Below are 13,429 nucleotides of genomic sequence, written 5' to 3' on the forward strand. Positions count from 1 at the left end.
GGAAGATCCAGACGGCTGGATGACCTGAGCGACTCCACTTGGCGGTGAAGTCGCTCAGGTCAGGTCGCCTGGATCACGTCACAGCCGTTGGTGGTGCGATCCAGAGTTGAGGCACCCCGGCAAGAATCGCAGATACCGTGCAGATAACCATCTGCGCGTCACCAGATCACCTGCGCGCCGCGCGGGACTATTAGGGAGTTGCCGTGCAGCGACGTGATTTCCTGGCCCTGACCGGGCTGACCATGGGTGGGCTGATTGTGCCCGCACACTTCGGCAAGGCCATCGCCGCCGAGCAGTTGTTGACGCAACTGGATGTGGGACGCAAGAAGCGCCTGGCCGATGCCGGCCTCCACGCCGCACGCCAGGCCGGTGCGAGCTATTGCGATGTGCGTATCGGCCGTTATCTGAGCCAGTTCGTGATCACCCGCGAAGACAAGGTGCAGAACGTGGTCAACACCGAATCCATCGGTGTGGGCATCCGTGTCCTGGTCGGCGGTGCCTGGGGCTTTGCCGCCACCAACGCACTCACCGAGCAAAGCGTGGCCAAGGCCGCACAGCAGGCCGCGGCGATCGCCAGGGCCAATGCCAAGGTGCAGGGCACGCCGGTGCAGCTGGCGCCAACGCCTGGCGTGGGCGAGGTGAGCTGGAAGACACCGATCAAGAAAAACGCGATGGCGGTGCCGATCAAGGACAAGGTGGAGTTGCTGCTGGGCGTGAATGCCGCCGCCACTGCCGCTGGCGCCAACTTTGTCAACTCGATGCTGTTCGTGGTCAACGAACAGAAGTATTTTGCCAGCACCGATGGCTCCTATATCGACCAGGACGTGCACCGCATCTGGGCACCGATGAGCGTGACAGCCATCGACAAGGCCAGCGGCAAGTTCCGCACCCGCGACGGGCTATCCGCGCCGATGGGGCTGGGCTACGAATATCTGGATGGCGCGGCATCGGGCAAGTTCGTCTCGCCCAACGGCGTGGTGAACTACGGCTCGTCCTATGACATGCAGGAAGACGCCATTGCGGCCGCCAAACAGGCGCAGGAAAAGCTCAAGGCGCCGTCGGTGACGCCGGGCAAGTACGACCTGGTGCTGGACCCCTCGCACACCTGGCTCACCATCCACGAATCGGTGGGCCACCCGCTGGAACTGGACCGCGTGCTGGGCTACGAGGCCAACTTTGCCGGCACCAGCTTCGCCACGCTCGACAAGCTCAAGGCCGGCTTCCAGTACGGCAGCGACAAGGTGCATATCCTGGCCGACAAGATGCAACCCGGTAGCCTGGGCGCAGTGGGGTACGACGATGAAGGCGTCAAGACCAAACAGTGGGATCTGATCCGCGACGGCAAGCTGGTGGACTACCAGGCGATCCGCGATCAGGCGCATATCCTCGGCAAGACCGCCTCCGACGGGTGCTGCTATGCAGACTCGTGGTCGAGCGTACAGTTCCAGCGCATGGCCAACGTGTCGCTGGCGGCCGGCAAGACACCGCTGAGCGTGAGCGATTTGATCAAGAACGTGGGAAACGGCATCTACATCATCGGCGACGGCTCGTTCTCCATCGACCAGCAGCGCTACAACGCGCAGTTCGGTGGCCAGCTGTTTTACGAGATCAAGAACGGCGCAATCACCCGCATGCTCGAGGACGTGGCCTACCAGATCCGCACCCCGGAATTCTGGAACGCCTGCAGCGCGGTGGCCGATCAACGCGATTACCGCCTGGGCGGCTCGTTCTTCGACGGCAAGGGCCAGCCGAGCCAGTCCTCGGCGGTCTCGCATGGTTCGTCCACCGCTCGCTTCGATGGCATCAACGTCATCAGCACCGCCCGCTCGCTCGGCTAACAGGAGAAACCCGCATGAGCATCCTTACCGAAGCGCAGGCCAAGGCCATTCTGGACAAGGTCATCACGTTGTCCAAGGCCGATGAGTGCACCGCACAGCTCACCGGCGCGATCGACGGCAATATCCGTTTTGCGCTCAATCACGTGTCCACCAGCGGCATTGTCGACAACACCGAGCTGCAGGTGGAGGTGGCGTTCGGCAAGCGCATGGGCATCGCCACCATCAACGAGTTCGACGACGCCGCGCTGGAGCGCGTGGTGCGGCGTGCAGAAGATCTGGCGCGGCTGGCGCCGGAAAATCCGGAATTCATGTCGGCAGTGGACAAGCAGACCTACACGTCCAGCCCCACCTTCAGCGACTCCACCGCCGCCATCGACCCGGCGTTTCGCGCGCAGGTGGCGGCCGATTCGATCGCGCCATGCAAGGGCAAAGGCCTGATCGCAGCCGGCTTTCTGGAAGATGGCCAGAGCTTTACCGCCTTCGCCAACAGCAAGGGCAACTTCGGCTACCAGCGTGGCGCGCGTTTCGACTACACCTGCACCGTGCGTACCGAAGACGGCCGCGGCTCGGGCTGGGTGGGGCGCAATCTGAAGGATGCCGCCGACTTCAAGGCCGAGCAGGATGTGCGTATCGCGATGCGCAAGGCCAGCGATTCGTCCGAAGCCAAGGCGCTGGAACCGGGCAAGTACACGGTGATTCTGGAGCCGGCGGCGGCGGCCGGGCTGATCTCGTTCATGATGCGCTACTTCGATGCGCGCATGGCCGACGAAGGCCGCAGCTTCCTGTCCAAGAAGGGCGGCGGCAACAAACTCGGCGAGCAGGTCTACGACCCACGCGTGAATATCACCGCAGACCCCTGGGATGCGCGTGCGGCGGTGCTGCCGTGGGACGAAGAAGGACTGCCGCGCGAGAAGATGCCGATCGTGGAAAACGGCAAGATCGCCAATCTGCAGTATTCGCGCTACTGGGCGCAGAAGAACGGCAAGCGTGCCGTCGGCGAGCCGGGCAACCTGCTGATGGCCGGTGGCGACAAGAACATCGCCGAGCTGGTGCGCGGCACCGAGAAAGGCATTCTGGTCACGCGCACCTGGTACATCCGCATGGTCGATCCGCAGACCGTGCTGCTCACCGGCCTGACCCGCGACGGCACCTTCTACATCGAGAACGGGCAGATCAAGCACCCGGTGAAGAATTTCCGTTTCAACGAATCGCCGATCATCATGCTCAACAACATCGACGAGCTGGGCAGGCCGGTGCGCGTGGCTGACGATGACTCCAGCTACGTGATGATGATTCCACCGATGCGGCTGCGCGACTTTACGTTCACTTCGTTGTCGGATGCGGTGTGAGTAGGGGGCGGGACCCGGGACCCGGGACCGGGAACCCGGGAAGCAAGGGCGGGCTGCTGCAGCTTGAGGCTTCAACGACCCTCGCACGCCGGGTGCCCGGTCCCCGGTCCCGAGCTCCTCCGCTCGTCGTCACTTCCTCAGCCTGCTGCTGGGTAGCGCCGCAACCCTGGCGCTACCGCTGCGTGCACGCGCGGCGGGCAACTACGATTTCTGGTTCACCCGGCTGCGCTACGATTCGGGCGATTGGGACGTGGATGCGCGTATGCCGTCCAACCTGATCACCTCGCTGATCGATTACACGCAACTGCGCGTGGACCCGCAGGAACATGTGCTGGATCTGGCCGATCCGCGCATGTTGCAGGCGCCGTTCTGCTATCTGTCCGGACACAAGCTGGTGGAATTCAATCCGGTCGAGCGACGCAATTTCGAACGGTACGTGCGCAATGGCGGCTTCGTGTTGGTGGACGATTGCAACCACGATATCGACGGCCTGTTCGCCACCTCGTTCGAGGCGCAGATGACCTCCATCTTCGGCAAGACGGCGCTGCAGAAATTACCCAAGAGCCACCGCCTCTACAACGCGTTCTTCAAATTCCCGGATGGCCCGCCCGCCACCAGCTTCGAGCTCAATGGCTGGGGCGACGATCTGGTGCACGATTATCTCAAGGGCATCAGCATCGATGGCCGGCTCGGCGTGTTGTACAGCAACAAAGACTACGGCTGCGAATGGGATTACGACTGGCGTAACAAGCGATTTCTGGCCGAAGACAACACCAAGTTCGGCGTCAACATCGTGATGTATGCGTTGACCAACTGAGATCGATCCGTCGGAGCGCGCTGGCGCGCGATGAAGATTCACCGGTAAGGCATCGCGCGCAAGCGCGCTCCTACGCCAGCAGCCATACAACGAGACTTCCCACATGACTTCCCGCAACGACGACATCCTTACCCACCAGCTCTCCCAACTCGGCGCGCTGCGTGCGGCCCTGGCCCAGGCCGTGGTGGGCCAGGACGCAGTGGTGGAGCAACTGCTGATCGGCCTGCTTGCCGGCGGTCACTGCCTGCTGGAAGGCGCGCCCGGCCTGGGCAAGACGCTGCTGGTACGCTCGCTGGGGCACGCGCTGGAGCTGCAGTTCCGCCGCGTGCAGTTCACCCCTGACCTGATGCCCAGCGATATTCTCGGCACCGAGTTGCTGGAAGAAGATCACGGCACCGGACATCGGCGCTTCCGCTTTCAGCAAGGGCCGATCTTTACCAATCTGCTCCTGGCCGACGAACTCAATCGCACCCCGCCCAAGACCCAGGCTGCGTTGCTGGAAGCAATGTCCGAGCGCACGGTGAGTTATGCCGGCACCACCTATGCGTTGCCGGCGCCGTTCTTCGTGCTGGCCACGCAGAACCCGATCGAACAGGCCGGCACTTATCCGCTGCCGGAAGCGCAGCTGGACCGTTTTCTGCTGCATGTGCGGGTGGACTACCCCAGCGAGCAGGAAGAGCGCGACATCCTCACCCAGACCACCGGCACCGCGAGTGCGCAGGTGCCGGTGGTGATGGACGCGGACAGCGTGCTGGCGCTGCAGCAACAGGTACGGCAAGTGCATGTGGGCGCGGATCTGCTGACCTGGATCAACCGCCTGGTGCGCGCCAGCCGCCCAGGCCCGCAGGTCAGCGATGAGGTGCGTCAATGGATCAGATGGGGCGCTGGCCCGCGCGCCGGGCAAGCGCTGGTGCTGGCGTCCAAGGCGCGCGCATTGCTGCACGGTCGCTTTGCCGCAACGCGCGAGGATGTCATCGCGCTCGCAGCGCCAGTGATGCGTCACCGCCTGCTGCTGTCGTTCGCGGCCGAGGCCGAACAACGCACAGCCGACGATGTGGTCGCCGCGCTGCTGCGCGCCGTGCCGTTCCCGGCGTGAGGTACACAGCGGCGTGAGCATGGAGGTGCCGGCATTGATTCCCAGCGAGCTGCGCAGCCGCTTGCGCGGTTTGCAGCTGCGTGCGCGCCACGCACAGGGTGCGCACGGCATCGGCCAGCACGCCAGCCGCAGCCGTGGCGCCGGGCTGGAATTTGCGCAATACCGCGCTTACGAACCCGGCGATGCGCTGCGCCAGATCGACTGGAAACTCTACGCCCGCTCGGACCGTTTTTTTGTGCGCGAAGCCGAGCGCGAAAACCCGCTCACGCTGTGGTTGTTGCTTGATGCCACCGCCTCGGCTGGTCAGGCCGATCAAGCGCGCCCGCGTTACACGCGCTTGCAGGCAATGGCGACCTTGGCGGCATGCGCTGCGGAAGTCGCGCTAGGTCAGGGCGATCAGGTCGGTTTGTTCGCCGTGCATGGCGATGGCGTGGTGGCCGTGCCTGCGGGCGGCGGTCCGCGTCAACGCGACCGACTCTGGCTGGCCTTGCACGGGCTGCGTGCCGGTGGGCGCTGGCCTGGGTTGGACGCACTGCGTCCGCTGTGGGAACGCATCGCCGCACATGCGTTGGTGCTGTCGGTCGGCGATGGCTTCGACGAAGACCTGGTCGGAGCCCTGGAGAAACTCGCCGCCGCACGTCGCGAAGTAGTGCAACTGCAAGTGCTGACCTGCGACGAACGCGATTTCAATTTCAGCGGCGGGCACCGCTTCCGCGACCCGGAAACCGGCGAAGAACTGCTCGGCGATGGCGCCGCGATGCGCGCCGCATACTTGCAGCGCTTCGGCGATGCACAGCGCGCGCGGCAGGCCCGCTGGCAAGCCGCTGGCATTGCGCATGCGCTGCATTATCTGGATGCACCACCTGATGCGGCATTGCGCGAATTGTTTGGCCACGGTGCGGGGCGATGAGCCAATACACCCGTCTCAGCGACGTACCGTCATTGCACCTCATCGCGCACGCCGCTGAGGTGGCGTGGCAGTGAACCTGCTCCTGCTCTTCCCCGCCGGCCTGGCCGCGTTGGCCGCACTGCTGCTGCCGCTGCTGATCCATCTGGCACGGCGCAGCGAACACCGGCCCACCGACTTTGCCGCGCTGCGCTGGCTGCGTGCGCTACCGCGGCCACGGCATCGGGTACGTTTCGACGAATGGCCGCTGCTGCTGGTGCGCTTGCTGTTGCTGGCGGCATTGGCGTTGCTGCTGGCCGAGCCGGCCTTGCGCGACCATCAGGATGCGCGCCCGCGTATTGCGGTAAGTCCTGGCGTGGATCTGGCTGCAGCGCGCGCCCTCAGTCAAACAGAAAGCGCGCAGTGGGTATGGCTGGCACCGGGTTTCCCGCCGATCGATGCCGATACGACACACCTCACCGCGCCCGTCAGCACCGCGCAGCCGGTCAGCAGCTTGCTGCGCGAACTCGATGCCAGCCTGCCGCCGGACACCGCGCTCAGCGTGATCGTGCCGTCCCAATGGGGGCCGCTGGATGCGCAGCGCCTGCAGCTGTCGCGCGCAGTGCACTGGCAGGTAGTGCCCGGCCAATCGCCGCTCGCCACCGTCGCAGCGGTCGCGCCGCTGCGGCTGCAAGCCATCGCCGACGACCCCGCCGAGCCGGCCCTGCGCTATCTGCGCGCCGTGCATGCCGCCTGGGCATTGCCTGGTGCGTTACCGGTCGGCGCGCCCGACACCGCAGTGCCAGCGCGCTGGCCACCCAACACGGTGGTGGCATGGCTACCGCATAGCGCACCGCCTGCGCCAGTCATCGCCTGGGTCGCAGCCGGCGGGCAACTGCTGCTCGATGCGCAGACGTCGGCCCCAGCTGCACTCGCCGGGCCACCGCAGCCAATGCTACAGGACGCACACGGCGCGCCGCTGATCGACGCCACCGCGTTCGGTCGCGGACGTCTGCTGCGCTGGGCCGCGCCGCTGCAGCCGCAGCAGCTGCCTGCCTTGTTGGACGCCGATTTCCCCACCCGCCTGCACGACGCCCTGCAGCTGACACCCGCACCACAGCGCGCACTGGCACAGACCCATCAACCAGAGCGTGGTCCTGCAGCCATCCGCCTGACCACCGCACCTTGGGCGTTGGCGCCTTGGCTGATCGGCCTCGTACTGCCGCTGTTTGCGATCGAACGCTGGCTCGCCACGGCGTCACGCCGGAGCGAGGCGGCATGAGCACGCCTGCGCTGCAACACGCATGGCAGGCGGCACGGCGACGGCAGGCCGCAGGCGTGCTGCTGTTCGTGCTGCTGTTCGTGCTGCTGTTCGTGCTGCTGTTCGTGCTGCTGTTCGTGCTGCTGTTCGTGCTGCTGTTCGTGCTGCCGCTGGCCGTGGTTCCGGTGCTGCTGGCATGGCGCACCGGTGCGCACATGGCGATCGTGCCGCTGCTGCTCCTAGGCATGCTGGCACCGAGTGGAGCGGCGATGCTGGCGGCACGCCGGCTCGACCAGACCTGGCTGATCCGCCGGCTGGATCGCGAAGCGGATCTGGAAGACAGCAGCGATCTACTGTTCGCCTCGACCGAATACATTGGCCCGCTGCAGACCCTGCAACGGCAACGCCTGCAGCAGCGACTGCGCACCAGCCCGCGCGATCTACGCCCGGCCTGGCCATGGCGGCGCGCCTGGCCATGCAGCCTGCTCGGCCTGATCACCTGCGTCGCGCTGCTGCTGTGGCCGCACCGCGCCACCCAGCCCGCGCCAAGCAACGACCGCGTTGTCGCCGCCCGTGCCAGCACCGGCGCCCCCACGCTGGGTCAGGCCCGTCTACACAGCACCCCGCCCGCTTACACCGGCTGGGCACCCGCACGCCTGCCCGGCCTGGATGCGCGCGTGCCAACCGGCACCCGGCTGGAGTGGCAGCTGCAGGTCAGCCCGGCCCCACGCTCGGTGGCGCTGCGGCTCACCGACGGGCGCCTCGTCGCGCTGCCCCGGCAAGGCAGTACCGGCCAGTGGCAAGGCCAATGGATCGCCGAGCGCGCCAGCCTGTATCGCCTCCTCATCGACGGCGCGCCGGCCGACCGCCACCTGCATCGCCTCGACATACTGCCCGACCGCCCACCGCAGGTGCGCGTGCTGGCGCCCGAACAACGCCTGGTGCTGTGGACGCCGGCCAATGGCGGTTGGACGCTGCGCTTCGAAGCCAGCGACGATTACGCGGTAGCCGCCAACGCCGAGCTGCGCCTGACCCTGGCCCAGGGCAGCGGCGAGAACATCACCTTCAAGATCCAGCGCCGCAACCTGACCGGCAGCGGCCCGGCCAGGCAACGCAGTTTTTCCACCACGCTGCAGCCGCAGGCGCTGGGCATGGCGGCCGGCGACGACCTGATTGCCCAGTTGATCGTCCACGACACCCGCGCGCCCGCCGCGCAGGAAGGCCGCAGCGGCAGCGTGATCCTGCGCTGGCCGCCGCCCGAACAGACCATGGCCGCCGGCCTGGAAGCCAGCGTCAAACAGACCTTGCCGGCCTATTTCCGCAGCCAGCGCCAGATCATCATCGACGCCGAGACGCTGCTGAAGGAAAAGCCGCGTCTGGACGCGGCCACCTATCTCAAGCGCGCCGACACCATCGGCGTGGACCAGCGCCTGCTGCGGCTGCGCTACGGCCAGTTTCTGGGCGAAGAGAGCGAGGGCGCGCCCAAAGGCCCTCCAAGCGCCGACGACCCGCCCACCAGCGACGCCCCGGCCGATGATCTGCCGACCGCCGACATGCCCAGCGCAGATGCGCCGGCAACGCCTGCTGCAGCTGCTCACGCGCACGACCAAGACGAACACGCTCACGACCACGCCAACGCATCCGCATCCGGCACCGCCGCACTGGACGACCACGAGCACAGCAGCAGCACCGGCCGGCCCGACTACAGCAGCTTCGGCCAGTCAGACAACGTGCTGGCTGAGTTCGGGCATACCCACGACCATGCCGAAGCCGCCACCCTGCTCGACCCGCAGACGCGCGCGCTGCTGCGTGCAGCGCTGGACCAGATGTGGCAGTCCGAGGGCGAACTGCGCCGAGGCCACCCCGAGCGCGCGCTGCCCTACGCCAACAAGGCGCTGGGCTTCATCAAGCAGGTGCAGCAGGCCGAACGCATCTACCTGGCGCGGGTCGGCACGCAACTGCCACCGATCGACCCAAGCCGTCGCCTCAGCGGCGACCGCGCCGGCCTGGGCGACCGTGCCGCAGGGCTGGACACCCGCCCGGACCTCGACCCGTCCGCGTTGCAGCTGTGGGACGCGCTGGGCGAACAGGCGCCGGTACCGGACGCCACGCTGGCCCGCTACGCGCAGTGGCTGCGGCGCCAGCAAGACTGCCTGCACGACCCACTGAGCCTGGCTGCCGCGGTGGAAACCTTGCGCACCGAACCCGATTGCATCGCCTGCCGCGCCCGATTACGCGCCCAAGTCTGGCGCACCCTCATCACCCCGCCGGCACCGCTCCACCGACGCGCCCCCCCGGACGCACGCGGCCAACGCTATCTGGATGCACTTAGCCGGCAGCCGCAGCCATGACCCCGGTACTCCCCTGCTGGCAGCAGTCTGCTGGTTCAGTCGCGCGCGCACGCCCGGCAACCAGGCACCTGCGGCTACCGCGCGCTGGATGCACCGTGCATGGAGCCACGCCATGACCCTCTCACCGCTTTGGCAAGGCGGCACGGCCCTACGCTTGCCGCTGGCGGCGGAGTGCCTGCGGCTGTTGCGTGAGCACGCCGAGCCGCCGCTTCTGCGCGACGAGCGCTCTGCAGATGCACCGCGCCAGGAGCCGCAACCATGACGCTCTCGCTGCCCTGGCTGGTCGGCATTGCTTTGCTACTGCTCGTGATGGTGAGCTGGTTGCGGCTGGTGCGCGCGCACGCTCGGCAACCACGTTCGCGCATGCGGCGATGGCTGTTGCTCGCCGCCCAACCGCTGCTCGCCGGCCTGCTTTACCCGGTGCTGTTGCCACCGCCGCGCGCTGGCAGTGCGAGCGATCTGCATGTCGCCACCGCCGGCACCGAGGCAGATCAAATCCGCTTGGATGCCGCGCAATGGGTCGCCTTGCCCGAAGCGCCCGCATTGCCGGGCGTGACACGCGTGCCGGACCTGGCCACCGCGTTGCGTCGCGTGCCTGGCACCACCGCGTTGATCGTGCATGGCACCGGCCTGCCCGCACGCGACCGCGACGCACTCGGCGTACCGCTGCGAGTGGCGCTTGGCCGGCCACCGCAGGGCCTGGTCGCTGTCTTGACACAGGCGCCTGTTGCACCAGGCGAAGCCATCGCCATTAACGCCCGCGTACAGGGCATGCCGGCAGCGCATGTAGAACTGCTGGATCCTGCCGGACAGATCGTCGACACCACCCTCGCAGACGCAACCGGCCAGGTGCGTCTGCATGGCCTGGCGCGCGCGCCGGGGCAGGTGGTGTTCGCCCTGCGCCTGCGCGATGCCAAGGGCGCCGAACGCGGCCGCGTACAGGTGCCGGTGCTGATCACCGCAGTGCCGTCCGCTCGCGTGCTGGTGCTGGCCGGCGCACCGCAGCCGGAACTGAAATACCTGCGCCGATGGGCCAGCGATGCAGGCATGGATGTGCGCAGCCAGATCGCCGTCGGCCCCGGCATGCAGTTGGGCGAAGGCGCCGCGCTGGACGCCGCCGGCCTGGACACGCTGGACCTACTGGTCATCGATCAACGTCGCCTGGTCACCCTGGGCAACGCGCAACGCCAGATCGTGCGCGCCGCGATCGACCGCGGCCTGGGCGTGTTGGTACGCACCGACGGACCATTGGACGCCGCCGCACGCACAGCGCTCGGCGAGCTGGGCTTGGCGATGACAGGCGGCAGCACCAGCGCACCGATCCCCGCGCCGCTGTCGCTGGCCTCCGCCGCTGCATCCAGCGCATCAGACACGATTGCTGCGGACGCCAGCACCCTGCCGCCGCTACAACGCCGCGACCTGCGGCCGCACGCTACAGATGCCATCGTCGCTGCGCGTGCCGAGGACGGCAGCGCCCTGGGTTGGTGGCACGCAGAAGGCCGCGGCCGTATCGGCATCGGGCTGATCGAAGACAGCTTCGCCCTGGTCCTGGCCGGCCGCAGCGACCTGCATGCCGCGCTGTGGGCGCATTTGTTCAGCGCTGTCGCCCGCGCAGGCGGCACCCCGCCCGCTTCGGTGCAAGAAGGTTGGTCCCAACAACGCATGACGCTTTGCGGTGTCGCCGCAGACGCAGCTGTCACCGAACCCACGGGTACATTCCAAGCGCTGCTGATAGATCCCACCAGCGGCGCCCAGGCGTGCGCCGCCTACTGCCCCACAACCGCAGGCTGGCATCGTCTGCAAACCGGTCCTCACCAACGCTGGCTCTACGTCCGCGCACCCAGCGACGCACCCGTTCTACACACCCAACAAACCCGCGACGCTACGCTCGCCATGGCCGTCACCAACACCGCCGCGACCACCAGCACGCCAACACCGCAACCCGGCACCCGCTGGCCCTGGCTGCTGGCCTGGCTCACGCCGGCTGCAGCGCTGTGGTGGTTGGAGCGACGCGGGCGATGACCTGCCGCCGTGTCTGTGCTCGTGCTTGTACCGCGTCATCGCAATCGCCAAACAGAAAAACAGCGTCGCAAAATCAACACTCTCCTCGCCGCCACACCCGACAGACGTTATTCGCCGGCAACGCCACAGCGTCGATCAATTGCAATCCAACCGCAGCCGCCAACGCATCCACCGCGTCCGCATCGCGGATTCCCGAGGCCGCATCGCGCTCGCGCAACATCGTATCGAACACCCGATTGCTCTGGCTGGTAAACCCGCCATCGCGATTGAACGGCCCGTAGACCGCCAGCACCGCCTGCGGCGCCATCACCGCAGGCAACCAAGCAAACAACGCCTGCACCTGCGGCCAGCCCATGATGTGCAGCGTATTGGCGCTATACACCGCATCAAAACCGCCCGCCGTCCCCTGCACAACCGGCAACGGCGGTGCTGGTGCCAAACCCGGCGTGGGCATCAACACCGCCTGCAACGGGATCGGTGGGGGCGTGTTCGGCAGCGCAGCCTCGTCAAGCCATTGCGTCATGCCCGGAAGATGATCGGGATGATCGCTCGCTTGCCAACGCAGCCACGGCATCGCCGCCGCAAAATGCACCGCGTGTTGCCCCGTGCCCGCGCCGATCTCCAAAACATGGCGACGGTCGGCAAAGTGCCGCTGCAACACCTCCAGAATTGGGCCACGATTGCGGGCGGAAGCTGGCGAAAAAGGTTTGCTCATGGACGAGGTCCGAAATAGGCCAGAGCGATTGTGACGTGTCGTCGTGGCATCGCGCATCCCAAGCTCGCTAACAAAGCGATAACCTCGCTGATCAGCGGGAATCACCAACTGGATCAACGTAAGACCTAGGGAAAGTCTGGACAACGCTCCAGGCCGCATGAATTCCAGCATCTTGAGCGCCATGAACGCGCAAAGTGGGTTTATAAGACGGGGTTTTGCGCGTTTCTGGCGGCTTCAGCTGCCGCCAGGCAGCATTATCCCCTGGCCGGCAACAGCTGCCCGTGCACCATCCATAGATTGGACAGCGCACACAACGTCAGTACCTGCGCCGTGTTCTCGGCCAAGCCGCGATAGCGGACCTTGGTGTAGCCAAACTGCCGTTTGATGACCCGGAACGGATGCTCCGCCTTCGCACGCACGCTGGCTTTTGTTTGATTCCAGGTGTTGATGGTGCATTATGTTTCCTCGAATGGAAGCAAGCACGATGGGCCAGGTTCTGCAGGGGAGTGCCACCACGACAGAGGCGATCCGTCGAGCGATACAACAGAGTCAAGAGAGCCTGAGAGCGCTGTCCAAGCGCTACGGCATCAACCAAAAGACGGTGGCGAAGTGGAAGAAGCTGACCTCGGTTGCCGATGTGCCGACCGGGCCGAGGCAGCCGTGTTCCACCGTGTTTTCCATTGAGGATGAGGCGGCGATCGTCGCCTTCCGCAAGCACACGTTGCTGCCGCTGGACGACTGTCTCTACGCACTGCAGCCGAGCATCCCGCATCTGACGCGCTCATCGTTGTACCGCTGCCTGCAACGCCATGACATCTCGCGGCTCCCCCCGAGATTACAGGCGACAAATCCGCCAAGAAGCGGTTCAAAAACGATCCGATTGGCGACTTCCACATCGACATTGCACAGGTGCAGACGGCCGAGGGCAAGCGCGCTCTGTTCGTGGCCATCGACAGGACGTCCACGTTTGCGCTCACCGACCTCCATGCCTCGGCCCACAAGCTGGTTGCAGCGCAGTTCCTGCGCAATGTGATCCAGAATGTGCTCCAGGCAGTGCCCTACACCCTGCAGACGGTTCTGACGGATAACGGCAT

General features: G+C 66.3%; 10 protein-coding genes and 2 pseudogenes. 10 read left to right on the forward strand and 2 right to left on the reverse strand.

The genetic code is table 11. The annotated features are described in order from the left end of the window. Positions 1-203 precede the first annotated feature (203 nt). The 9 genes from XpopCFBP1817_RS15680 (at position 204) to XpopCFBP1817_RS15715 (ending at position 11,620) form a co-directional block, all read left to right on the forward strand. Positions 204-1,838 carry a TldD/PmbA family protein gene (locus XpopCFBP1817_RS15680; protein ID WP_167393950.1) on the forward strand — a complete coding sequence of 545 codons (1,635 nt, stop codon included), beginning with the start codon at positions 204-206 and terminating at the stop codon, positions 1,836-1,838. 14 nt (positions 1,839-1,852) lie between these two features. Further along, positions 1,853-3,187, forward strand: coding sequence for a TldD/PmbA family protein (locus tag XpopCFBP1817_RS15685; protein WP_128417811.1), 1,335 nt, complete (start codon positions 1,853-1,855; stop codon positions 3,185-3,187). Positions 3,188-3,329: 142 nt separating this feature from the next. Continuing rightward, a complete protein-coding gene (locus tag XpopCFBP1817_RS15690) occupies positions 3,330-4,004 on the forward strand; it encodes a DUF4159 domain-containing protein (protein ID WP_128417812.1) in 675 nt (224 codons plus the stop codon). Positions 4,005-4,107: 103 nt separating this feature from the next. Next, positions 4,108-5,100 carry an AAA family ATPase gene (locus XpopCFBP1817_RS15695; RefSeq protein ID WP_128417813.1) on the forward strand — a complete coding sequence of 331 codons (993 nt, stop codon included), beginning with the start codon at positions 4,108-4,110 and terminating at the stop codon, positions 5,098-5,100. Between the two features lie 19 nt (positions 5,101-5,119). Then, the gene (locus XpopCFBP1817_RS15700) at positions 5,120-6,010 is read left to right on the forward strand and encodes a DUF58 domain-containing protein (RefSeq protein WP_425479123.1); all 891 of its coding nucleotides are present in this window, start codon (positions 5,120-5,122) and stop codon (positions 6,008-6,010) included. 70 nt (positions 6,011-6,080) lie between these two features. Next, entirely contained in the window at positions 6,081-7,268 is a 1,188-nt protein-coding gene (locus tag XpopCFBP1817_RS15705) for a BatA domain-containing protein (protein ID WP_128417815.1), read from the forward strand. Then, positions 7,265-9,598 carry a hypothetical protein gene (locus XpopCFBP1817_RS15710; protein WP_128417816.1) on the forward strand — a complete coding sequence of 778 codons (2,334 nt, stop codon included), beginning with the start codon at positions 7,265-7,267 and terminating at the stop codon, positions 9,596-9,598. The genes XpopCFBP1817_RS15705 and XpopCFBP1817_RS15710 overlap by 4 nt, the downstream gene beginning before the upstream one ends. 112 nt (positions 9,599-9,710) lie before the next feature. After that, entirely contained in the window at positions 9,711-9,860 is a 150-nt protein-coding gene (locus XpopCFBP1817_RS21635; protein ID WP_158251310.1) for a hypothetical protein, read from the forward strand. Beyond that, positions 9,857-11,620 (forward strand): carboxypeptidase regulatory-like domain-containing protein, encoded by a 1,764-nt coding sequence (locus XpopCFBP1817_RS15715; protein WP_128417817.1) that lies wholly within the window; start codon positions 9,857-9,859, stop codon positions 11,618-11,620. The genes XpopCFBP1817_RS21635 and XpopCFBP1817_RS15715 overlap by 4 nt, the downstream gene beginning before the upstream one ends. Before the next feature lie 73 nt (positions 11,621-11,693). Here XpopCFBP1817_RS15715 and XpopCFBP1817_RS15720 read toward each other — a convergent pair whose 3' ends face one another. Both XpopCFBP1817_RS15720 and XpopCFBP1817_RS15725 read right to left on the reverse strand, forming a co-directional pair. Beyond that, positions 11,694-12,335, reverse strand: a complete 642-nt coding sequence (locus XpopCFBP1817_RS15720) for a DUF938 domain-containing protein (protein WP_128417818.1) — start codon at positions 12,333-12,335, stop codon at positions 11,694-11,696. Positions 12,336-12,589: 254 nt separating this feature from the next. Then, positions 12,590-12,775, reverse strand: a pseudogene (locus XpopCFBP1817_RS15725) (transposase); the annotation flags it as partial. A 44-nt stretch (positions 12,776-12,819) separates the two neighbouring features. On the opposite strand from XpopCFBP1817_RS15725, the pseudogene XpopCFBP1817_RS15730 reads away from it, so the two are divergent. Next, positions 12,820-13,429, forward strand: a pseudogene (locus XpopCFBP1817_RS15730) (transposase family protein); the annotation flags it as partial.

Source organism: Xanthomonas populi, from assembly GCF_002940065.1.
Lineage (GTDB): Bacteria > Pseudomonadota > Gammaproteobacteria > Xanthomonadales > Xanthomonadaceae > Xanthomonas > Xanthomonas populi.

What these genes read in the sequence shown, in the direction of transcription:
- XpopCFBP1817_RS21635 (WP_158251310.1), top strand. Translation starts at nt 9,711, where the DNA reads ATGACCCTCTCACCGCTTTGGCAAGGCGGCACGGCCCTACGCTTGCCG.
- XpopCFBP1817_RS15685 (WP_128417811.1), top strand. Translation starts at nt 1,853, where the DNA reads ATGAGCATCCTTACCGAAGCGCAGGCCAAGGCCATTCTGGACAAGGTC.
- XpopCFBP1817_RS15700 (WP_425479123.1), top strand. Translation starts at nt 5,120, where the DNA reads ATGGAGGTGCCGGCATTGATTCCCAGCGAGCTGCGCAGCCGCTTGCGC.
- XpopCFBP1817_RS15720 (WP_128417818.1), bottom strand. Translation starts at nt 12,335, where the DNA reads ATGAGCAAACCTTTTTCGCCAGCTTCCGCCCGCAATCGTGGCCCAATT.
- XpopCFBP1817_RS15715 (WP_128417817.1), top strand. Translation starts at nt 9,857, where the DNA reads ATGACGCTCTCGCTGCCCTGGCTGGTCGGCATTGCTTTGCTACTGCTC.
- XpopCFBP1817_RS15695 (WP_128417813.1), top strand. Translation starts at nt 4,108, where the DNA reads ATGACTTCCCGCAACGACGACATCCTTACCCACCAGCTCTCCCAACTC.
- XpopCFBP1817_RS15710 (WP_128417816.1), top strand. Translation starts at nt 7,265, where the DNA reads ATGAGCACGCCTGCGCTGCAACACGCATGGCAGGCGGCACGGCGACGG.